The sequence below is a fragment of the Caulobacter sp. NIBR2454 genome (assembly GCF_027474405.1).
Taxonomy (GTDB): Bacteria; Pseudomonadota; Alphaproteobacteria; order Caulobacterales; family Caulobacteraceae; genus Caulobacter.
Window position 1 is genome coordinate 3,505,461 of record NZ_CP114871.1, and the last position, 21,327, is coordinate 3,526,787.

General features: G+C 66.6%; 18 protein-coding genes. 5 read left to right on the forward strand and 13 right to left on the reverse strand.

The window, feature by feature from the left end; all coding sequences use genetic code 11:
- Nucleotides 1–45 precede the first annotated feature (45 nt).
- On the forward strand, nt 46–1,356 hold the full coding sequence (locus O5K31_RS16945; RefSeq protein WP_269714927.1) for a cation:proton antiporter: 1,311 nt from the start codon (nt 46–48) through the stop codon (nt 1,354–1,356).
- Here O5K31_RS16945 and O5K31_RS16950 read toward each other — a convergent pair.
- The 9 genes from O5K31_RS16950 to O5K31_RS16990 form a co-directional block, all read right to left on the reverse strand.
- A complete protein-coding gene (locus O5K31_RS16950; RefSeq protein WP_269714928.1) occupies nt 1,353–2,639 on the reverse strand; it encodes an ATP-binding protein in 1,287 nt (428 codons plus the stop codon). The genes O5K31_RS16945 and O5K31_RS16950 overlap by 4 nt on opposite strands.
- A gap of 87 nt (nt 2,640–2,726) precedes the next feature.
- Nucleotides 2,727–4,118 carry an OprO/OprP family phosphate-selective porin gene (locus O5K31_RS16955; RefSeq protein WP_332367263.1) on the reverse strand — a complete coding sequence of 464 codons (1,392 nt, stop codon included), beginning with the start codon at nt 4,116–4,118 and terminating at the stop codon, nt 2,727–2,729.
- A gap of 183 nt (nt 4,119–4,301) precedes the next feature.
- Entirely contained in the window at nt 4,302–5,789 is a 1,488-nt protein-coding gene (locus tag O5K31_RS16960) for a SulP family inorganic anion transporter (protein ID WP_269714929.1), read from the reverse strand.
- A gap of 56 nt (nt 5,790–5,845) precedes the next feature.
- Nucleotides 5,846–6,439, reverse strand: coding sequence for a carbonic anhydrase (locus O5K31_RS16965; RefSeq protein WP_269714930.1), 594 nt, complete (start codon nt 6,437–6,439; stop codon nt 5,846–5,848).
- Between the two features lie 256 nt (nt 6,440–6,695).
- Complete coding sequence (locus tag O5K31_RS16970; protein ID WP_269717087.1) at nt 6,696–7,964, reverse strand: ATP-binding protein; 1,269 nt, start codon at nt 7,962–7,964, stop codon at nt 6,696–6,698.
- A gap of 53 nt (nt 7,965–8,017) precedes the next feature.
- The gene (locus O5K31_RS16975) at nt 8,018–8,761 is read right to left on the reverse strand and encodes a response regulator transcription factor (RefSeq protein WP_269714931.1); all 744 of its coding nucleotides are present in this window, start codon (nt 8,759–8,761) and stop codon (nt 8,018–8,020) included.
- A gap of 114 nt (nt 8,762–8,875) precedes the next feature.
- Nucleotides 8,876–9,145, reverse strand: coding sequence for a hypothetical protein (locus O5K31_RS16980; RefSeq protein WP_269714932.1), 270 nt, complete (start codon nt 9,143–9,145; stop codon nt 8,876–8,878).
- A 34-nt stretch (nt 9,146–9,179) separates the two neighbouring features.
- A complete protein-coding gene (locus O5K31_RS16985) occupies nt 9,180–9,848 on the reverse strand; it encodes a hypothetical protein (RefSeq protein WP_269714933.1) in 669 nt (222 codons plus the stop codon).
- Between the two features lie 185 nt (nt 9,849–10,033).
- On the reverse strand, nt 10,034–10,957 hold the full coding sequence (locus O5K31_RS16990) for a cation diffusion facilitator family transporter (protein WP_269714934.1): 924 nt from the start codon (nt 10,955–10,957) through the stop codon (nt 10,034–10,036).
- Between the two features lie 164 nt (nt 10,958–11,121).
- On the opposite strand from O5K31_RS16990, the gene O5K31_RS16995 reads away from it, so the two are divergent.
- Nucleotides 11,122–11,409 (forward strand): UrcA family protein, encoded by a 288-nt coding sequence (locus O5K31_RS16995; RefSeq protein ID WP_269714935.1) that lies wholly within the window; start codon nt 11,122–11,124, stop codon nt 11,407–11,409.
- A gap of 7 nt (nt 11,410–11,416) precedes the next feature.
- On the opposite strand, the gene O5K31_RS17000 is transcribed toward O5K31_RS16995, so the two are convergent.
- Both O5K31_RS17000 and O5K31_RS17005 read right to left on the reverse strand, forming a co-directional pair.
- On the reverse strand, nt 11,417–13,708 hold the full coding sequence (locus O5K31_RS17000; protein ID WP_269714936.1) for a S9 family peptidase: 2,292 nt from the start codon (nt 13,706–13,708) through the stop codon (nt 11,417–11,419).
- 52 nt (nt 13,709–13,760) lie between these two features.
- Nucleotides 13,761–14,867: a citrate synthase/methylcitrate synthase gene (locus tag O5K31_RS17005; RefSeq protein WP_269714937.1), complete on the reverse strand. Its 1,107-nt coding sequence runs from the start codon at nt 14,865–14,867 to the stop codon at nt 13,761–13,763.
- A 77-nt stretch (nt 14,868–14,944) separates the two neighbouring features.
- On the opposite strand from O5K31_RS17005, the gene O5K31_RS17010 reads away from it, so the two are divergent.
- Nucleotides 14,945–16,087 (forward strand): citrate synthase family protein, encoded by a 1,143-nt coding sequence (locus tag O5K31_RS17010; RefSeq protein WP_269714938.1) that lies wholly within the window; start codon nt 14,945–14,947, stop codon nt 16,085–16,087.
- Here the strand turns inward: O5K31_RS17010 and O5K31_RS17015 are convergent.
- The gene (locus tag O5K31_RS17015) at nt 16,066–16,923 is read right to left on the reverse strand and encodes a helix-turn-helix domain-containing protein (RefSeq protein ID WP_269714939.1); all 858 of its coding nucleotides are present in this window, start codon (nt 16,921–16,923) and stop codon (nt 16,066–16,068) included. The genes O5K31_RS17010 and O5K31_RS17015 overlap by 22 nt on opposite strands.
- Nucleotides 16,924–17,028: 105 nt before the next feature.
- Between O5K31_RS17015 and O5K31_RS17020 the strand changes: the two genes are divergently transcribed.
- Nucleotides 17,029–18,399, forward strand: a complete 1,371-nt coding sequence (locus O5K31_RS17020) for an alpha/beta fold hydrolase (RefSeq protein WP_269714940.1) — start codon at nt 17,029–17,031, stop codon at nt 18,397–18,399.
- Nucleotides 18,399–19,790 (forward strand): DUF885 domain-containing protein, encoded by a 1,392-nt coding sequence (locus O5K31_RS17025; protein ID WP_269714941.1) that lies wholly within the window; start codon nt 18,399–18,401, stop codon nt 19,788–19,790. Before O5K31_RS17020 ends, O5K31_RS17025 begins: the two co-directional genes overlap by 1 nt.
- Here O5K31_RS17025 and O5K31_RS17030 read toward each other — a convergent pair.
- The gene (locus O5K31_RS17030) at nt 19,787–21,313 is read right to left on the reverse strand and encodes a class I SAM-dependent methyltransferase (RefSeq protein ID WP_269714942.1); all 1,527 of its coding nucleotides are present in this window, start codon (nt 21,311–21,313) and stop codon (nt 19,787–19,789) included. The two genes, O5K31_RS17025 and O5K31_RS17030, sit on opposite strands and share 4 nt — an antisense overlap.
- Nucleotides 21,314–21,327: the final 14 nt, after the last annotated feature.

Genomic DNA, 21,327 nt, shown 5'->3' on the forward strand with positions numbered 1-21,327 from the left:
CTGTCGCAAACAAGGCGCGCTGACAGCGTCAAAGGGGCAGGACACATGACGCCGGCGCAGCTTAGCGTGGTCTTTTTTTTACAGATGTTCGTCATCATCGCCGCTTGTCGCGGCGTGGGCTGGCTGTCGAAAAAGTACCTGGGCCAACCGCAGGTCGTCGGCGAGATGATCGCCGGCGTGATCCTCGGCCCGTCCCTTTTCGGCCTGTTCGCGCCTGACCTGCAGGCCATGCTGTTTCCCAAGGAATCCAAGACCATCCTGTTCGTCGGCGCCCAGATGGGCGTGGGCCTCTACATGTTCCTGGTCGGGCTTGGCTTCCAGACCGATCACTTCAAGGCCAACGCCAAGAGCGCCGCGGCGGTGTCGCTATCGGGCATGCTGGCGCCCTTCGCGGTCGCCATCGCCATGACGCCCTGGCTGCTGGACAGCGGCCTGTTCGGAGCTGGCGTCGACACCTTCCAGGCCACCCTGTTCATGGGCGCGGCGATTTCGATCACCGCCTTTCCCATGCTGGCGCGCATCATCCATGAACGCGGGATCAGCGGCACCCCGCTGGGGACCTTGTCACTCTCGGCCGGAGCGATCGACGACGCCGGCGCCTGGACGGTTCTGGCCATCGTTCTCGCCAGCTTTGGCGACGGGCCGATGGTGGCCGTCAAGGCCATCGTGGGCGGCGTGGTCTTTGTGATCTTCATGCTGACGGCGGCGCCGAGATTGCTGGCCCCGCTTGGCCGCATCGCCGAGCGCGAGGGCAAGGTGGGCTCGGGCCTCTTGGCCATTTGCCTGATGCTGTTCATGCTGTGCGCCTTCGCCATGGACGCCATCGGCATCCACGCGGTGTTCGGCGGATTCATCTTGGGCACGGTGATGCCGCGCGGCCTGCTGGCGCGCGAACTGAAACGTCAGCTTGAGCCCTTCGCGGTCGTGGTCCTGCTGCCGATGTTCTTCACCTTCTCGGGCCTCAACACCGAGCTGAGCATGGTCAATAGCTGGGGGCTGGCGCTGGCCGCGGTCGCCATATTGATCGGCTCCATCCTGGCCAAGGGCGGCGCATGCTGGGCCGCCGCCCGCCTGACGGGTCAGGACAACGCCACGGCCCTGGGCATCGGGGCCCTGATGAACTCGCGCGGCCTGATGGAGCTGATCATCATCAATATCGGGCTGCAGCGCGGGGTGATCGGGCCGGCCCTGTTCTCGATGCTGGTGCTGATGGCCATCGTCACCACCCTAATGGCCTCGCCTCTCTTTGAGCTCGTCTATGGCCGCAAGGCTCGTGAACGCGGCGAACTGGGCGCTCTGGACGAAAGCCAGGACGGTCCCTCCCCGTCCCTGGCCAAGCCCGCGGCGACGCTCTAGCCCGCTATTTGGTCTTTCGGCGGGTCGGCAAGTCTAGGGGCGGTGATGGTCACAAGCAGGCCGCCGTCCGACGCATTGGCGATGGCCAACGCCCCGCCACACTGCGCCAGCAGGCGTGCGGCCGTCGGCACCCCAAGGCCAAAGCCTGCGGTGTTGCGCGCACGGGCCGGATCGGCGCGAAAGAACGGCTCGAAAATGTGTTCCAGATCAGCCGGGGCCATGCCGCCCCCATGGTCGCGGATCTTGATCTGAGGTCCCTCGGCGCCGTCGACGAGGGTGACGCTGGCCTCGCCAGCGTGGCGCACGGCGTTGTCGATCATCCGCCTTAGCGCTTCTTCGATGGGAGCCCGATAGGTCCTGGCCATCATGGTCTTGGGGCCCTCGTAGCGCGCTTGGTCGCCAAAGCAGTCGACGATCGAGCGGGCCAGAGCAGCCAGGTCGACCATCTCGGCCTCGCTCTCCTGATGTTGGGCTCTCAGGAAGGCGCTGAGCGAGTTCAGCATCTGGTCCAGCTCGCGGACATTTTCATCGAACAGCTGGCGCACATCCGCCGGCTCGGCGAACTCGGTGGCCAACTGCATGCGCGCCAAAGGGGTGCGCAGATCATGGCTGATGGCCTCCATGGATCGCGCCTGATCGGCCATGAGACCGGTGATCCGGTCCTGCATCTCGTTGAAGGCGCGACCCAGGTCCCGCAGTTCGTCGGTCGAGCCCTCGACATCGACTGGCGCGTGCGGCGCCCGTCCGAAAGCCCGCGCCGCGTGGGCGAGATCACGCAATGGGCGACCCATCTGCTTGAGCACGAAGACCGCGAACACCAGACAAAGCACGGCCAAAAGAATGGTCATCCAGGTCACCCGGACCGCGGTCGGCCACATGCGACCCAGGTCACGCGAGCGGAAACTCAGCCATTGGCCGTCGTCCAGACGCATCGCGCCCACAAGATCCAGACCACCCAGTTCGTTCGCCTTGGTCCAGATCAACAGCTCCTTGTGAAGCAGTTCCGGCTCCCAGCGCACGATAGCCTTGCGAACAGCCTGCGCCTCGTCGCTTGAGGACCCGGGGGAAGGCGGACGGGCCGGCAGGCGGGCGACCTCCAGGTAGCTGGTGGTCATCACCTCGCCGACATCGGCCGCGCCAAGGGCGTGAACCCGCTGGCTGACCATGAGAAGCTCAGCGACACGCCGGGCATGGTCCTCGCGCGCGGTCTCACGGTCGATGCTCACATAGAAGGACAGGCTGACGCCGAGCTGGAGGATCAGGATCGCTCCGATCACCAGCATCGACCGTCCAACCAAGCTCGTTGGCCACACCTTCGTCATCGCCAGCGTTTCGTCCCTCATTGGATCGCGCAGGAGCCGGTCGCGCGATCAGAAGTCCAGTTCGATGCGCCCCGCCGCGACGTGAGCGCCATAGTTGCGATCCTCGGCGCCTAAGGCTGCTCCTTGGTATTGCAGGTAGCCGTAATTGAAGTTGAGGCGCAGGTCAGGCAACAGCCCCCAGATCAAAGCGCCAAGATAGCCGCGCTGTTCACCGCCCTGGATGGGCCCATCGTTGAGCGACAGGTAGTCAAAGCGCAGGTTGAGCTGCAAGGATCCTGCGCCGCCGTCGTCAAGAGGACGAGCCGGATTGGCGCGGCCGAACTGGCCGTCCTTGTAGCCTCGACGATCGCCGCGGGTGAGGAAGTAGCCGATCTCGCCGTAGCCGCCGAAGAAGGTGACATCAGGCTGGCCAGGGCGATTGGCCTGGAGCCAGTGAGTCTCGGCGGCGAGATGCCATCGCCCCCGGATCAGCGCCGCCTCGAGCCCGTAGTTGAACTCGCTGTCGACGTCCAAGGCGGGGGTCGCCAAGACCCGGCTGTTATTGGCGTGCAGATAGGGTCGCTGGCGATAGCGCGTGGGCGTCTCGGCCAGGCGATTGAGCTCGCGCCAATGTGCTGACGCGCCCAGGTGCAACTGTGTGTCGCCAAGCCTTGGCGCATAGACGATGCGCTGATCGAAACTGAAGCTGTTGTTCTCATCCCCCCCGTCAGGACCGTCGCTCTGGTTCGAAAGCGCCTCGACGTCGTCAGCAAAGACACCTGTCTGGAACAGCCAGGCGCCGCTGCTACGCTGGGCCGACACGCCGAGCCGGCGCTCGAAATTGAAGGCGTCCGTGAAGGCGGCGCGTTCCATCACAGATCCGGTCGTGTCGCCGGTGAGTTCATCTAGGGACTGGAAGGCGTTGTGGTTGCCCACGGTGAACAGCCAGCGTCCCGCATCAAAGGTCACGAACGTATCGACCAGGTCGACGCTGTTGTCGGAGAGTTCCAGTTCCAGCTTATAGCCGACCCCGCCGCCCAGAGCGCCTTCACCGCCGAGGCGCAATCGCCGAAACTCGCTGGCGAGACCGAAGGCTTCGTCATCGAGCCCGGGAGGCGAAGACACATAGCCGACGTCGGCCTGGATACGCCCTTTGACCTTGAAGGCGCGGTCGTCGCTGACGAACTGCGGCGAGCCCTTCCAACCAATCTCGGTCTGGCCCTTTGCGGGGGGTGAGGCTTCATCCGGCGGCGCAGTGGCTTCAACCTTGGCGATGGGCGTGCCGATCGCCGTCTCCAAACGCCGCTCCAGAGTTTCGACCTTCGCCTTGAGCCCGGCGAGTTCGGCTCTGAGCAGCGCCGCTTCGGCCGCGCTGAGCGAACCCTCCTGGGCCATAGCTGAGCTTGCGAGGCAGGCGCCGGCCAGGGCGAATGGCAAGACGAGTTTGGTCGTTGGAATCATTTCAGCGCGCCGAAGTCGGCGCGGACCGTGGTGGCGCAGCTTGAGGAAAGCCCGATCAAAGAGCAGCGTTCGTTGAGATTGCCCATAAGGGCGACACTGCGGCCCGCAGGCTTTCTGAAGTGCATCAGATTTGTGTCAAAACATGTCTGGCGACGACGCCATAAGACGTCGTCGCCAGCTAGGTCAGGCGTGGGCGGGGATAAGCCTACGCCGAACAGTTTCGTTAGCGCGCAGCTCGACGCGCCCGCCATCGCGCTCTCGTCCACGCAACCAGTCGGTTAGAACTTCCGCGCAGGTGTGGTCGAGGGTGGATAGCCGCTCAAGGTTCAGACGCACCATGCCGCCGCGGGGCGAGGCTTCCAGAGCCTTAGCGATCCTGGGCAGCTGCACGAAGGTCGCCGCGCCGTCGAGGCTGACTTCCCGCTCGTCGTCCGACAGCGTCTGCGTCTGGATGCGCAGGCGCAGCCGCATCAGGTTCGGCGCCAGCTCCACAAGAGTGAGCGCCATACCCACCAGAACGCCTGTCAGCAGATCGGTGGCCACGACCGTGAAGAAGGTCACCGCCCAGATCGCGGTCGGCAAAAGCCCATAGCGCTCGAACAGGTGACGCGCGTGCTTGAGGCTGACCAAACGCCAACCGGTCACCACAAGCACGCCGGCGAGGGCCGCACTCGGGATGAGACGCAGAACGCTGGCCAAGAGCGCCACCGAGCCCAAGATCCAGATACCGTGCAGGATCGTCGACAGGCGGGTCTGGGCGCCAGCCTGAACGTTGGCTGAGCTGCGGACGATCACACCCGTCATGGGGAGCGCGCCGGCCAAGCCGCAGAGCAGGTTGCCAATGCCTTGGGCGGCCAGCTCCTTGTTATAGCGGGTCTTGGGGCCGCTATGCATCTGATCGACCGCGGCGGCCGAGAGCAAGGTCTCGGCCGAGGCGATGAACGCGATGGCCAAAGCCGTGATGAAGATGGCCGGCTCCATCAGTCTCGCCAAGTCGCCAGCGCCCGGAGGGGCGATGGCGGCGATGATCGATTCTGGGACGGCGATGCGCTGCACGGGCAGTTGGAAGAAGATCGCCGCCAAGGTCGCGGCCAGCACGCCGAGCAAGGCGCCGGGAACGAGTTTGAGCTTAGCGGGTCGCACCTTCTCCCAGATCAGCATGGCCGCGATGGTGATCGCGCCGACCAGGAAGGTTGCTTCTGCGACCCCAAGGTCCGTGGGGTTTAGGCTGGCGAAAGCGGCTGGGATGGCGAGCAGGTTTTGCAGCCCATGCGGCCCTGGACTGTCGCCAAACAGCACGTGGGCTTGACCGGCGACGATCAGCAGACCGATGCCTGCCAGCATGCCGTGAACGACCGCCGGCGAGATCGCTCGAAACCATTGTCCCAAACGAAGGGCGCCGGCGCCTAGCTGGATAAGACCCGCTACGACCAGAATCGGACCGAGCATGGCCAGGCCATAGCGCTGCACGACCTCGAAGACGATCACGGCAAGGCCGGCGGCCGGACCGCTGACCTGAAGCGGAGAGCCGGCCAAGGCGCCGACGACGATGCCGCCGATAATGCCGGTGATCAGGCCCTTTTCAGCCGGCACGCCAGAGGCGACGGCGATGCCCATGCAAAGCGGCAGGGCGACGAGGAAGACGACGACCGAAGCGGTGAAGTCGCGCATGAATCCGCCTGCGGCGGGCGCGCTCCCCGAGGCCTCGGAACCAACAGGGACCGAGCTCATGCTGCGTTGGTCCGCACATGAACATGGTCGGCGGCCGCCAGGCGCGGGGTGGCGGCCAGGGCGACCGGCAGGTTGGTGCGGTCGCGCGCGGTGACGAAGCGGCCGGTCTCGCCATCCAGCGCCAGGATGTCGGCCGTCTCGATGTCGAAGAACCAGCCATGCAGCGTCAGTTCGCCCTTGGCGACGCCCGAGGCGACCGACGGGTGGGTCCGAAGATGGTTGATCTGAACCACGACATTCTCAAGCGCGAGCGCACGCACGGCCGAAGCATCGTCCAGGTCGTGATAGGCCGAGCAGACCACGCTATGGGCTGCGTGGGCGTGGCGCAGCCAGGCGGCGACGTTGGGCATCTTGGCCAAGGCGGAGGGGTTGGAGAACGCCTTCATGGCGCCGCAGTCGGAGTGGCCGCAAACGACGATGTCGCGCACCCCAAGCGCTTCGACCGCATATTCGACCGCCGAGGACACGCCGCCATTGGCCTGCGAGAAGGGCGGAACGATATTGCCGGCGTTGCGGCAGACAAAGAGGTCGCCAGGGGCGGCCTGCATGATGATTTCGGGCACGACCCGCGAGTCGGCGCAGGAGATCATCAAAGCGCGAGGGCTTTGACCGTCACTGGCCAAGCGTTCGTAGAGGGCGCGCTCTTGAGGAAAAACATTGTCACGAAAGAGCGCCGCGCGCGCGAGCAAGTGTTCCAAGGTCAACTCTCCAAAGCCCGAGGGGAGCGACGGCCACAACCCGGCGACAAGCGCCTTAGGGCAAGGGGAGGCCGTAACCGCCGCGCTCAAGGTTTTGGGGGACGGCCTTTGCTGCTGCGCAGCATCTTCGTGACAAACTGTGTCGGCGTTAGTGTGCGTGAGGCAGGACGAGTTCGGCGCGAAGTCCGCCTTGAGGGCGGTTGATCAGGTTGAGCGCGCCGTTCTCGCCGTCGGCGATACGCTGCACGATGCTCAGTCCCAGACCCATTCCGCTCGTATTGCGCGCCCGGGCGTGATCGAGCCGATGGAAAGCATCCACCACGTGGCTCAATTGGTCTTCAGGTATCCCAGGACCGCTGTCCTCGACCGCGAGGGTGAGCTGCGGATCGTGCGACAGGATCAGATGGGCGTCGCCCGCATAGGTCACCGCGTTCTGGATGAGATTGTCGATCGCCCGCTTGAGCGCGACAGGGCGAACCTTGACCATGAGGTGGTCGGGACCCGTGTAGCGGACCTGCCCCCCCGCATCGCACGCCTCGTCGACGAGGGTCAGGCAAATGGCGGCGACATCGGTAAGTCGCGCAGGCTCCGCCTCGTGGCCGCCACCAAGATAGTCCAGAAGCGAATTGAGCATCGCCGTCATCTCATCGACGTCGCGCTCCAAAGCTTCACGGGTTTCTGGATCGGCGACCATCCCGGCGCGCAACCTCAATCGCGCCAGGGGCGTGCGCAGGTCATGGCCGGCGGCGGCGAGCGCGTGAGTGCGCGCCGTCAGCAACTCGGAGATGCGCTTTTGCATGGCGTTGAAAGCCCTGGCGACACGGCGCAAATCGCCGGCGCCGACTTCCGGCACATGCACCGTGCGGTCGGCTCCGACGGCCTCAGCCGCCTGGGCCAGGGCGCCGAGCGGCCCTCCCATGCTGCGCAACAGCATGACAGCCGCGGTGATGACCCCGACGCACAAAATGGCGGCCGACACCAGTTGCTGCAAAAGCAGATCCCAGACGTGCCAGCGAAGGTCCGTGCCGACCACGACCCGCGATCCGTCCTCCAGGGAGGCCGAAGCGGTCACTCGCTTGCGTTTCAACAAATCGCGCGGCTTCTTGACCTCGATCGCAAAGCCGCGGACCAGCAGGCCCGGCTCCTGACGCGCCATGGTCGCGCCCATGCCGCGCAGTTTCTCGCGATCGACAAGTCGGACGGGTTCGGCGCTGGGCTTCCAGCGCACCGATATTGTGTCTGTCTTGAGCGCGGCCGCCACGCCGGCGCGGGCCGCCGGCGCAGTGCCGTCCAAGATGCGGACCGCCCCGATCAGGACGTGCGCCATCTCGCGCGCCTGCTGGTCGCGCGAGGCCTGGAGCCCCTCGTGTTCGTACAGGATGAAGCTGCCCAGGAACTCCACCAGGACCGCGCACATGACCACCAAGGTCGCGCGCCCGATCAGTCCCTGAGGAAGTAATTTGAAGGCCTTCAAATCCGCCTGACCGGCAAGGAGAACATGTAGCCGACCCCGCGTACCGTGCGGATGATCGCCCCGTCCTCTTCACTTCGCCGAAGCTTGCGGCGCAGCCGGCTGACGAGCACGTCTATGCTGCGGTCCGAAGCGTCCGCGATCCGGGCGCGCGATAGCTCCAACAGTCGCTCACGGCCGATCACCCGTTGCGGCTGGCTGACAAAGGCGACAAGCAGGTCGAACTCGGCCCCTGACAGATCGACCGCCGCGCCTTCGGGAGAAATCAGTTCACGGTGCGCCGGGTCGAGTATCCATTGGCCAAAGCCCAGCTGGCCGCGCGAGAGCTCCATAGGTTGGCTGTCGGCGTTGGTGCGGCGAAGCACCGCCCGAATCCGCGCCACCAGTTCGCGGGCGCTGAAGGGCTTGGCCACATAATCGTCGGCGCCAAGCTCAAGGCCCAGCAGGCGATCGGCCTCCTCAGCGCGTGCGCTCAACATGATCAGCGGAACATTGCTTTCGCGACGGATCGCGCGGCAAAGATCAAAACCATTGGACCCGGGCAGCATGACGTCGAGCAAGATCAGATCGACGGACGCGCCCTGCAGGGCGCGAACCATCTCTGGGCCCGAACCTGAGCTGAGAGCGTGATAGCCGTTCTCGCGCAGCGTCCGCAGCAGCAACGCCCTAAGGCTTGCGTCATCCTCGACAACAAGGACCGTAGGCGGCCCCTGCAGGGCGACGTTCAGATTCAAGTCGAACATTTAAATCTTATGCGGAGGCCCGCGCCTGCCGAACCGGAGCGATACTTAAGTGCAGGGCTCTACAGCCGCAACCATCGTGCAGCGCAGCGTCACGACACAATGAAGACGACGAGGCTACCGAGCGCCGCCATCCGAACCGGCTTCCGAACAGGCCGACGCCGTCGCGGCGTCACGCTTGCCGTCCGCCTTTGGGTCTTTTTGCCGCTGGGCTTTATCGACGCCGGCCTTGGCGCAGGCGGTATCGGCCACTGACGCTTTTGCGATCAGCCGGGCCTTCTTACTCACCGCGACGGTGTGAGTAAGACCGGTGCTTTGCGGATTGTTGGCCAGAGCCGGGGCGGCGGCGGTAAGGGCGGCGAGAGTCAGGAAAGCGGCAAGCTTCATACGGATACCAAAATCAAGGGGGACAGGAAGGAGTTCAGGGCTGCAGCGGGTTGGTCGTCTGCATGCCTTTGGATGCGGACGCCGTGCTGAAGTTTTGAGATGCGCGATAGGCGTCCACTGTCCGCAACAGGCCGACAATTTCAGCCTTGGGAAGTTGGGTGCGGTGCTCCTCACCCAGTTGCGGTTTGAACTTCAGCTCCCAGGCTTGGGGGTCGTGTCCGCCAGTGCTTTCAGCGGCGCGACGAAGATCGGCCTCGCTGACTTCAAAGGAGACTTGCTCCAGGCAAGCTTGGGAGAACTCAATGGCTTGGCAGTGCGCCTTGTTGGCGGCGAGAACCAGAAGGCGCGCCGAACGCGGCAGGGCGTCCGTCTCGTAGTTGACCCGCTCATAGTGGCGGAACGTGCCGATATAATTGAAGGTCTGGCGCACTTCGAAGCGCACCTGACCGGTGCCCTTGTGGACCGCCGCGCGCAGGTAGCCGTCATTGTGCAGGGTGCGGAAGACCCCACGCGTGCTGCGCACCGCGCGCTCGGTGCTGAAGGCGGTCTCCTGCTCGAGGGGATCGTCCATCACGACAATGGCCTGCTGGACCTGCTCGGGGGTGATTGCAGTCTGAGCCTGAGCCAAGGATGGCGCGGTCATGACACAGACGACCAGCGCGGCGCGCAACGCGCCGGAATGCGCGACATTCCTGATGGTCATCAGATAACTCCTGCCGTGGCGGTCCGCGACAGCGATCAAATGTTGCGTGCAGTTTGCTGGAGCGTCACGGCAAGTGTGACAAACTGTTGCCGCGATCGCCCCAGAGCGCGCCACGCGTGAGCGTTCAGGAACGCTCCAGGCGCGGCGCTGGCCCTGGTTGCCGGCAAAGCAAACCTTTCCCCAATTCAGCTCTCGCCAAACACCCCGCCGTGGGTTTCGGCCCGGCCGCGGGGGTCGGCGTGGAGCAGGATGTCGGCGGCGGGGAAAATGCTCAGAATCCGTCGCTCGGCGTCGACCACGATCTGGTGAGCCGCCTCCAGGGTCAGATCATGGTCGAGATCGATGTGGGCCTGGATGTGGATGTAGGGACCGGACTCGCGGGTGCGTAGCTGATGCACGCCACGGACACGCGGATCCTGCGCCATCAGGGCGAGCACCCGGGCGCGGTCCTTGTCCGACAGCTCGCGATCCATCAGTTGGCCTGACGCGCCGCGGAAGACCCCGACCGCCCCCCAGACCAGCCAAGCGGCGACCACCAAGCCGGCGACGGCGTCGATCCAAACCACGCCGGTCAGGGCGGTGGCGAGCAGGCCCACAATCACCACGCCGTTGGACGCCAGATCGGCCGCGTAGTGCGCCCGATCGCCGGCGACAGCGATAGAGCCCGCCTTGGCCAGGGCGCGCGATTGCAGAGTGATCAGCCCGCCGGTGATGGCGATGGAGACGATCATCACCGCGATGCTCCACCCATCCACCGACACCGGCGCCGGGTGCAGCAACCGGCCGATCGCCTCGCGCCCGATCAAGGCGCCCGAGGCGAAGACCAGCCCCGCCTGCATCAGGCTGGCGAAGGCCTCGGCCTTGCCGTAGCCGAACCGGTGAGCCGCATCGGGCGGCGCGTTGGCGTAGCGTACGGCCAAAAGCGTGACGAGCGACGCCACCAGATCCAGGCAGGAGTCGGCCAAGGACGCCATCACCGCCACCGAGCCGCTGGCCGCGAAGGCGGCGCCCTTCAGGGCGATAAGCAGCGTGGCCGCCAGGGTCGATAGCAGGGTGATACGCCGGGTGATCACGGCCTTATCGGCGACCGACAGAGCGGGAGTTGACATGCCGTCCTCAAGCCTCGCTTCAAACCCGGTTCGCCGACCGGCGAGATTTCAAAGAATCTCATCGTCAATATGGAAACGACGGAAACATAGGCCTATGTAGGAAAAACGTGCGGAGCGCACAGTTTTTGGCCTTCCGCGTGCAAAAACAGCCCAAGGAAACGCCAATGTTGAAGATGCTTGCTCCCGCCGCGGCCTTCGCCCTGATCGCCAGCGTCGCCGTCGCGGCTCCCGCGACCAACTCCGCGGTCGTCAAGGTCGGCGACCTCGACCCGGCCAAGGCCTCCACCGCGCGCATCATGGAAAAGCGCATTGAAGCGGCCGCCCTGACCGCCTGCGGCGCCGATGAAGGCAGCGTGGCCCTCGTCAAGCGCTCGGCTCAAAAGAGCGATTGCTACAAGCAGGCCGTGGCCCAGACGCGCACCGTGGTGTCTCGCCAGCTGGCTTCGAACTAAGTCCCCCTTAGGGTGCGGCGCTGCGATTCCAATCCAGCGCCGCCTCCCCGCGCAGCTTGCGCAAGAAGAAGTCGAACTGGCGCCGCTGCACATAGGGGATCGGCCCCGTGGAGCGCCCCACCGCATGGCCCTCGCCCGGGACCATGAGCAACTCGAAGGTCTTGTCGGCCTTGATAAGGGCGTCGACCACCTGAAGGGTCGAGGCGGGATCGACGTTGGAATCCTGCTCGCCCACGATCAACAGCACGTCGCCCTGCAGCTTGTGGGCGTTATCCACACCCGAAGCCCGTGCGTAGCTGTCGTCCACCGGCCAGCCCATCCACTGTTCATTCCAACTGATCTTGTCCATGCGGTTGTCGTAACAACCGGCATAGGCGACGGCCGCCTTGTAGAAATCGGGATGGAAGAGCAGCGCTCCAAAGGCGCTCTGGCCGCCGGCCGAAGCGCCGTAGATGCCCACCCGGCTGGCGTCATAGGACGGATCGATCGCCGCCAGCGCCTTGTGCCAGGCGATCCGGTCGGGGAAACCGCTGTCGCCCAGGTTCTTCCAGGCGACGTCGTGGAAGGCCTTTGAGCGGTTCAGCGTGCCCATGCCGTCCATCTGCACGACGATGAAGCCAAGGTCGGCCTGGGCCTGCATGCCGATCATCTTGTCGCCGCCGGCGTGGAAGCCGAACGGCCAAAAGGTCTTTGGGACAAAGTTGTCGTGCGGGCCGGCATAGATGTTCTCGATCACCGGATAGCGTTTGGCCGGGTCGTAGTCCTTGGGACGGACCACTAGGCCCCAGATGTCGGTGCGGCCGTCGCGGCCCTTGGCTTTGAACACCTGCGGCGCCTTCCAGCCGGCGGCCCTCAGGGCGCCGATGTCGCCGGTTTCGATCCGCGCCACCAAAGTCCCGTCGGCCTTGCGCAATTCGGAGATGTTGGGCTGGTCCACCCTTGAATAGGTGTCGACGTAGAAGGCCATGTCCGATGAAAAGGCCACGTCATGCCAGGCGTCGGCGAAGGTCAGGGGCGTCAGACCCCGGCCATCGAAGCCGATGCGGTAGACATGCTGCAGATAAGGATCCTCGCCCGGCCGCATGCCGCTGGCCGCGAACCAGATCTGGCGCCTGTCCTCATCGACCTTGATCACCTTGCGCACGATCCAGTCGCCCTTGGTGATCTGGTTCTTCACCCGCCCGGTGCGGCCGTCGTGCAGATAGAGGTGGTTCCAGCCGTCTCGCTCCGACATCCAGATCACTTCGCGCCCATCGGCGCCGATATCCTGGCGGAAGGTCCGGCCCATATTGATGAAGGTCTTGGTCTGCTCGTCGATCACGGCGCGGGCCTTGCCGCTGGCCGCCTCGATCTCGATCAACTTCAGCGCCTGATGGCCGCGTTGATCATACTCGAAGGTCACCGTGGCGCTGTCCTTGCGCCAGGCCAGTTTGGACATCGCATAGGGGTTGGCAAAGAGGTCGTCGGCGACGGTGACCTGCCTGGCTGACGCCACGTCGAACAGGACCGGTCGCTCGATATCCACTGGGTCGCCGGGCTTGGGATAGAGCTGGGTCTGCAGTTTGGGCTGCACCTGATCGCCAGGCGAGGTCTCCACCCGCAGCACCTTGCGCCCATAGCCGGGCCGCAAGCGATAGAGGGCGAGCTTCTTAGAGTCCGGCGACCAGGCGATGGTCTCGGGGTCGTAGAAATCGCCCGGCGAGCCGTCCGTGCTCAGGATCGTCACAGCCCCGTGCGGCAAGGCGCGCACCGCCAGATTGTCGCCCTGGACGAAGGCCTCCCATCGGCCGTCGGGCGACCGCCTGGGCGTATTGTCGGCGGGAACGGAAAGATCGCGCACCACGCCAAAGCCCTTGGGGCGAGCCTTGCGGGCCGGGGCGCGGGCGCAGACGTAGTCCTCCAGCCGGCAGGTCCAGCGACCTTCGCCGGACGCAAAGGCGATCGACCGCCCCTCGTGAACGAAAGTGTCGAACGGCAGACGCAGAGGATTTTGCGGCGCGCCCATCGCCTTTGAAAGGCCAGCGGCGAGGCGCTCATGATCAAAGGCCGACGCCTTGGCGTTGGTGGCCACGTCATAGGCGATGAAGCTGAACCCGCCAGGGACGGTCTTGCGATAGTAGAACTTCGACTGTCCTTCGACCCAGGTCGCCGGGTCAGCGACGTCCTTCGTCAGGAACATCCAGCGATCACGCAGGGTCAGGGCCGCATCCACGTCCGCCCGTGTGGCCGCCGCCAGGACGGGACTGGCCACAACCAGGAAAAGGGCTGCCGCGGCCCCCAGGCATCGAAGCATGAACATGACTTGGCCCCCACGAAATGAGGGTCAAGCTATCGTATACGATTTTGGATTCCTAGGCCGCCACGCGAGGAGGGGGGCCGACATAGGCCGACTGCGGCCTTATCAGGCGCCCGCCGGCTACTTGCTCGCGGGCATGGGCGACCCAGCCGGCGGTGCGCCCCATGGCGAAGACGCAGGTGAAGGCGCTGGGCGGGAAGCCCAGAGCCTCCAGCAGCAGCGCTGTGTAGAATTCGACATTGGTCTCCAGCGGCCGATCTGGCTTGCGCTCGCGCAAAATGGCCAGGGCTGCCCCCTCCACGGCCTCGGCCAGGGCTGCCCCCTCCACGGCCTCGGCCAAGGCGATCCGGCCGCACACGGCTTCTTCCTGCAGGGCAAGATCGCGCACCGCCGCCTTGAGCGCGTCGGCGCGCGGGTCGCGAACCCGATAGATGCGGTGGCCAAAGCCCATCAGCCGCTCGCCGCGATCAAGGGCTTCCGCCAGCCAGACGCGGGCGTTCGTCGGCGCGCCGATAGCGTCAAGCATGTCGATCACGGGCCCCGGCGCGCCGCCATGCAGCGGACCCTTGAGGGCGCTGATCCCCGCCAGAACCGCCGAGGTCAGACCGGCCTGGGTCGAGGCGACGACCCTGGCGGCGAAGGTCGAGGCGTTCAGACCGTGATCGCAGACCGTGACCAGGTAGGTGTCGAGGGCTGCGGCCTGCGCCCGGGTCGCCGCTTGGCCACGCATCATGCGCAGGCTGTCGGCGGCGTGGCCGAGCTTCGCATCCGGAGCGATCGGCGCCTTGCCCGTCGAGACGCGCAGCACCGCGCCGGTGAACACCGCCGGGGCGGCGATCAGGTTCAGCCCAATCTCAAGATCGTCCCGGTCCGCCAGTCTGGCCACAAGAGCACGGATCGCCTCGACCGGGGCGCGGGCGAGATTGGCGTCCAGATGAGCGACCTGCTCAAAAACCCTTACCCGCGCCGCCCCCAGGGCGGGGGCCAGATCGTCGGGTAGGTCCGGAAAGAAGCCAGCCAACAGCAGCCCGGCGGCCTCCTCGAAGGACCAACGGCCCGCGAGCTCATCAAGGGCATGTCCGCGGATGATCAGCCGGCCCGCCAGGCCATCGACTTCTGAAAGAACGGTTTGCGCGGCGACGACGCCTTCTAGTCCCGACATGGACATCTCCTCTTGGATTTGGCCGCAATCCGCTCCTGAAAGACATTGACGTCAATCTTGATCAATATAATCAATATATGATGGACTGGATGACCGCAGAAGACGCGATGGCCGCCCTCGGCGTGCGGGCTCAGACCCTCTACGCCTATGTCAGTCGGGGGCGGATAACGGCCCAAACCGACGCCGCTGATCCCAGGCGGAGCCGCTACAGCGCCGCTGACGTCGCCGCCCTGGCGGACCGCAAGCGGCGCGGGCGCAAAGCCTCCGACGTAGCCCAGAACGCCATCGCCTGGGGCGAGCCGGTGCTGGCCTCGGCCATCACCACCGTCGCGCGCGGCTGTCTCTACTACCGGGGACGTGACGCCGTCGGCCTGTCGCAGTCGGAGAGCTTTGAATCCGTGGCGCGGCTGCTTCGCGATCAAAGCGCCCCCGATCTTGTTCCGGTCACCGACGCCGCGATCGCCAAGGGCAAGACCGCCGGCGCGCGCCTTTTCGCCACCCTGGCGGGACGCGTGGGAACTGACCTGCCAGTCGCTGGCCGTTCACCCCGGTCCCTGGCCGTGGACGCCGCCAGCCTGCTCGACGCCGTGGTCACGGCCGCCGCCGGACAGGACAGCCGCGACCCGGCGCATGAGAGACTGGCGCTGGCCTGGGGGTGCGATGCAGACGGCGCCGACCTGATCCGGCGCGCGCTTGTTCTGCTGGCCGATCACGAACTGAACGCCTCGACCTTCGCGGCCAGAGTGGCGGCGTCGACGGGCGCATCCCTGGCCGCCAGCGCCTTGGCGGGCCTGGCGACCCTGTCGGGACCGCTGCACGGCGGCATGGCTAGCCGCGTCGCCGTCTTCATGGCCGAGGTCAAGCGCAGCGGAGCCCAAGCGGCCACCGCCGACCGCCTGATGCGCGGCGAGCCCCTGCCTGGATTTGGTCATCCGCTTTATCCAGAAGGCGACCCGCGCGCCCAAGCCCTGCTGGAGAGGTTCGAGACGCCCAAGCGATGGGCGGCCGCCGCTCAGGCCGCCGAGGCGGCGGGATCGGGCAGGCCGAACATCGACTTCGCCCTCACCGCCCTGGCCAAGCATCTCAACCTGCCCGATGACGCGCCCTTCACCCTATTCGCCACGGCGCGTTGCGCGGGCTGGGTCGCCCACGCCATCGAGCAGTCCCAGACCGGCCGCCTGATCCGGCCTCGCGCGCGCTACGTGGGCGCGCCGGTCTGACGGGCCGCTCCAGGCGGCGCTCCATAGCGGCGCACGAAGGCGCGGGTGAAGCTGGCCTGATCAGCAAAGCCGAGCTGGCGCGCCACCTGCGCGGGCCTTGCCTGACCCGAGGCCAACATGTCCGCCGCCCAAGCCATGCGAAGATTGCGATGATAGGCGGCCGGCGCCGCGCCATGCGCCTCGCGAAAGGCGCGCGCCAGATGAAATGGCGAGACCGCCGCGATCCTGGCCAGTTCATCCAGGGGCACGGCTCGATCGCGCACCGCATGCAGATAGGCCCGCGCGGTCTCGATCCGCCTGAGAAGCTCCAGCCGTGTCGCGGCCTTGCCGCCGCTGAGGGCTCCGATGCGCAGGCCCAGGTCCTGGACGAAATGGTTCAGTCCGCGACGGGTCGCCTCCAACGCCCCGGACGCCGCCTCTTCCCCATGCTCAGGCCGCCGCGCCAACGTCTGGGCCAGGGCTGTCAGCGCCGCCCCAAAGGGATGGTCCACCAGCGGCATGACCAGGGGAGAGCCTGACAGGGCTGATTCCCAAGGCTGATCAGACGGGTTAGCCGGCATGTAGACGCATAGGCCTGTGGCCTCGCCGCCCGCTGGCAGGCTCACCTGCATGGCCGAGCCCACATCGGCGATCATCAGGGAGCCGGCGCCAAGGCGATGGGTGCGCCCGCTCGCCTCGTATCGCTCCTCCCCCTCCAGAACGACTTTGACGCACACAGCGGCGCGCGCGATCTGGCTGCTGCCGCCAGAAAGCTGCGACAGCACCAGTCGGCCGCCGGGCGCGGCCTGGCGAGGCCGGTCCAGATGCTGGCGCTGATGTACGAAATCGACGGTCACGCCCAATCCTGTCGCTCGCCGCGCAAGTTCGCAAGAACGGTCAAGGACGCAGCGATGTCGCGCCTGCTATCGCGACCCCTTCGCCTCCGTCGAAAGCCAAAGCTCATGTCCGTGCGTCTCGCCCTGCTGATTTCCGCCGCCTTCCTGACAGTCGCCGGGTCGGCGCAAGCCTTGCCCCGCCGCGCGGAGCTGGGCGTGACTCTGGGCGCGGCCAAGGACGGCGGCGTCACCGTGGACGCGATCGCAACTCCAGCCTCCGCCGCGGCGGCGGGTCTTCAAGCCGGAGACGTCATCTTGAGCATCGGCGGCGCGGCGACCGCTTCGCCGGCGGCGGTGCTGTCGGCTCTGGAAGGCCGTCGCCAAGGACAGGCGGTCAAGATCACGCTGCGGCGTGGCGACAAAACCCTGGTCCAGACCCGCAAGCTCGCCCCCAAGGCGCGCGAACAGTACGATGGCGGCCACGCGACCTACGGCTCCGTCCCCTTTGGGGGCGGCCAGCTTGCCGACATCATGGTGGCGCCGCCGCAGGGGCCCGCGGGCCCGGTGCTGTACATCATCCAGGGCTACACCTGCGCCAGCATGGAGGCGTCCAATCCGCAGTCGGCCTATCGGCTGCTGGCGCAGGGCCTTCTGGCGCGCGGCGTCTCGACCTATCGCGTCGAAAAGCCCGGTGTGGGCGACAGCCTGGGCGGGCCGTCGTGCGCGACCATCGACTTCGACACCGAGGTGCGCGCGTTCGAGGCGGGCTATAACCACCTGGTCAAGGACCTGAAGATTTCGCCCGAGCGCATCTTCATCCTGGGTCACTCCATGGGCGGCGTGGAGGCGCCGCTGATCGCGGCCCGCAACCCATCGCCGCGCGGCGTGGCGGTCTATGGAACCGTGGTGCGCAGCTGGCAGGACTATCTGCAGGACGTCTTCAAGTATCAGGCCTTCCTGGCCCGTGGCGGCGATCCGGCGCGCGGGGAGGCCGATGGCGAGGCGACCCGCGGCGTCATCGAGAAGATCTACGGCCAGGGCGCAACGCCCGCCCAGGTGGCCGCCACAAACGCTGAGGACGCCAAGCGACTGCGCGACTGGTTCGGCTGGGACGGCGCCGAGCAGATCTTCAGCCGCCACTACAGCTATTGGCATGGGGTCGCCAAGGTCGCGAGCCTGGCCGCCTGGCGCGACGTGCGCTCCGACGTGCTGTCGGTACGGGGCGAGTCCGATCTGGCCGCCCTCAATGACGAGGATCACAAGCTGATCGCCGATGTGGTCAGCCACTATCGCCCTGGCACGGCCCGTTTCGTCTCCGTGCCGCTCACCGGCCACGGCATGCGTATCGAGGGCACGCCGGCCCAGGTGCGGGCCAACGCCGCCGCGCCGCCGCCGGCCGCCTTCAACCCCACAATCATCGACCTGTTCGGCGACTGGATCGAAGCGGCCATGGCCAAGCCGCCGGTGGCGACGCAGTTCGAAAAAGCGCCTGCCTGATGAGCTTGGCCAAGATCGGCGCTATCGCCGCGTCCCTCGCCCTGGCGGCCGCACCCGCCTTGGCGGCGCCAACGGTCGCGGGAGGCGGCGACGCGACTCAAGCCCTGTCCGATTGCAACACTGACCTGCGCTTGCTCAATCCGCTCACCGGTTGGCAGGCGCGCTGGCCTCAACAACTGGCCGGGCTGGCCGCCGCGCCGGCGCCGGTTCAGCAGGTGGCGCTGGACGATTGGCGAGGCGCTCCCGCCGCGCTGCACGCCGATATCGAGGCGTTGCGCGCCCGAACCAACGCTCCCGCGCACGTGGCTCGCCGCATCCTGACGCAAGTCCAAGCCCTGCAGGCCGGTCCGATAGCGCCGCAACTGACCGACCCGCAATGGCGCGCCCTTCTGGATGGCCCGCTGAAGGACGCTGTCGCCGACTACGCACGGTTCCTATCCCAAGGCTATCTGCCCAAGGCCCCGGCCGGCAGCGGGCTGGCGCTCGATCGCGAGGGTCAGGCCTGCTTTCTTCTCGCGGCGACGCGCTGGACCAGCCTGGCGCTAACCGCCGACCAGATCGAGGCGACGGGTCGCCGGCTGCTCGCCGAGCGTCGGGCCAGGCTGGCCGAACTCAGTGGCGTGGCTGAGGCCGACCTTGCCCCGGTGCTGGAAGGCCTGCGCGCTGGCGAGCAGACGCCCACCACCCGCGACGACATCCTGCGGATATCGAGGGCGGCGCTGGAGCGCGCCCGCATGGCCGCGCCAGACTGGTTTGATCTTCCCGACGCGCCGCCCATAAATCTGGAACCCATCCCCGCTTCATTGGAGGCGGACCTGCCCGCCGGCTACTACCAACCCGCCACGGCCCAGACGCCGGCGACCTACCGGGTCAACCTGTCGCGACCTCAGGACCGGCGGTTGATGGCGCAGGTCATCGCCTTTCACGAGACGATCCCCGGCCATCACTTGGGCTTTTCAGCCGCCAGGGCGCCGGGCCAGTTCAACTCGGGCTTTGTCGAAGGGTGGGGCGTCTATGCCGAGCACCTGGCCGAGGAGATGGGCCTCTATAGTGATCGTCAGGCCCTGATCGGCTCAGCCGCCAAGGACCTGTGGGGCGCCAGCCGCCTGATCGTCGAGCCGGGCCTGCACGTGAGGGGCTGGTCGCGCGATCAGGCCGTGGCGTTCATGCTGGAAAACACCGCCCTGAGCCGCGCTGAAATCGAGGTGGAGGTCGATCGCTACCTGGCCCTGCCCGGTCAATCGCTGTCCTATATGCTGGGCTATGACGCCATCCGCCAGGCGCGCGAGCGCACCCAGGCCCGCCAAGGCGCGGCCTTCGACATCAAGGCTTTCCACAAGGCCCTGCTGTCGCCGGGAAGCCGGCCGCTTTCGGACCTGACGCTCCCCTAAAGGACGCCCAGGTTTCTCCAGACGTCGATGCGGCCATTGAAGGCGGGGGCCATCTGCTCGGCCAGATAGGCCCGCGCCTCATCGTCCACCAACTGACGACCCTCGTGATGCAACAGGCGCCCGCTCGTGGACAGGATGGCGTAGCCGTAGGCCGCCGCATCCGCCAGATCGTCACCCCGCCCGTCGGCCACGGCGCAGGCGGTCAGCAGGTCTGCGGAGCCCACAACCACGCCGGTTCGCGCGGCCGGCGCCACCAGGACGTTATAGCTGCGACCGACCCGATAAGCCGACAGCAGGACCTGGTTGAGCCGTTGAGCGGGGCCGGGATCGACCACCTCCTGGACGGGCAGTATCTGCTTGGCGTGAACCAGCAGGGCCAGAGCCTGAAGCGCCACGGCCGGATTGCTGGCCGGGATCAGGCCCTGGAGCTCTCCAAAGCTCGCTGGCCCCGCGGCCAGCCGGTCCAGGATCGGATGGTGGACCGCCGCCTCGCCCGCCATTTCGCCCATGGGGCCGACAAAGGCGATCTTGGCGTCGGCCCGCGGCACGGCCAGGGCGAACTGCTGCTCGCGCAGCGACAGGAACTGGTCCACCGGGTTCAGCCGGTTGAGGCCGCGCCCATAGATGTCACGCCGAAAGGTCTTGTTGTTGGCCAGGTCGCGCAGTTGCTCGGCCCAGATGCGGTCGTTCCCCGCCTCCTCGGCGATGATCGCCGCGGCGGCGGTCGTGGTCGCCGCCTCGGTCATGCTGTCCATCAAGGTGGCCGAGGTCATGTAGTCCAGCCGGGCCTCGGCCATGCGGCCCGCGACCTCGGTGAAATGGAACGGCCGCCAGTGGCTGTTCAGATATTCGTGGGCGAAATAGGCGCTCGACTGCGTGCGCAGGTGGGCCAGCTTGCCCCCCAGGCCCGACTGTTTGGCGAAATAGACCGCGCCGGCGTCGGTCAGGCGCTGGGCGAGATCCAGCACTCGGGTCGGGACGCCGTCGGCGTCACCCACGCGCGTGAACAGCTGATGGGCCATATGGCGGAAAGACAGGGTCTCGGACCAGCCCGGCAGGCTGTTATAGGAGACATAGACCAGACCGCCGGCCTTCAAGGTGCGGTCGATGAACCGCAACACCTGGTCGAAGTTTTCATCGGACACCCAGGTCAGGACGCCGTGCAGGGCGATGATGTCGAAGGCGGGAAGTTCGTCGGCGCGCTCAAGCGCCTGTGCGAAGCTCCAGTCGCGAAAATGCGCATTGTCGAGCTGCGCGGCGGCGGCGAGCTCGCGGGCGTTGGCGATCTGGGCCGGATTGAAGTCGATACCCCAAAAGCTCGCCCCCGGATTGGCGGCGGCAAGGACATTGACCGACACGCCCTGGCCGCAGCCCAGTTCGCAGAAGGTGAAGCCATCCCCAAGGCTGGGCGGTCGCCAGCCCGTGGATCGCGCCGCGAACGACAGGTGGGCGGGCGCCAGTTCGCTGTAGAAGTACGGCGTGTACTGCAGTTCGGTCGTATAGCCTTCGTTCCAGCCGCCCATGTCCCGCCCCCGCG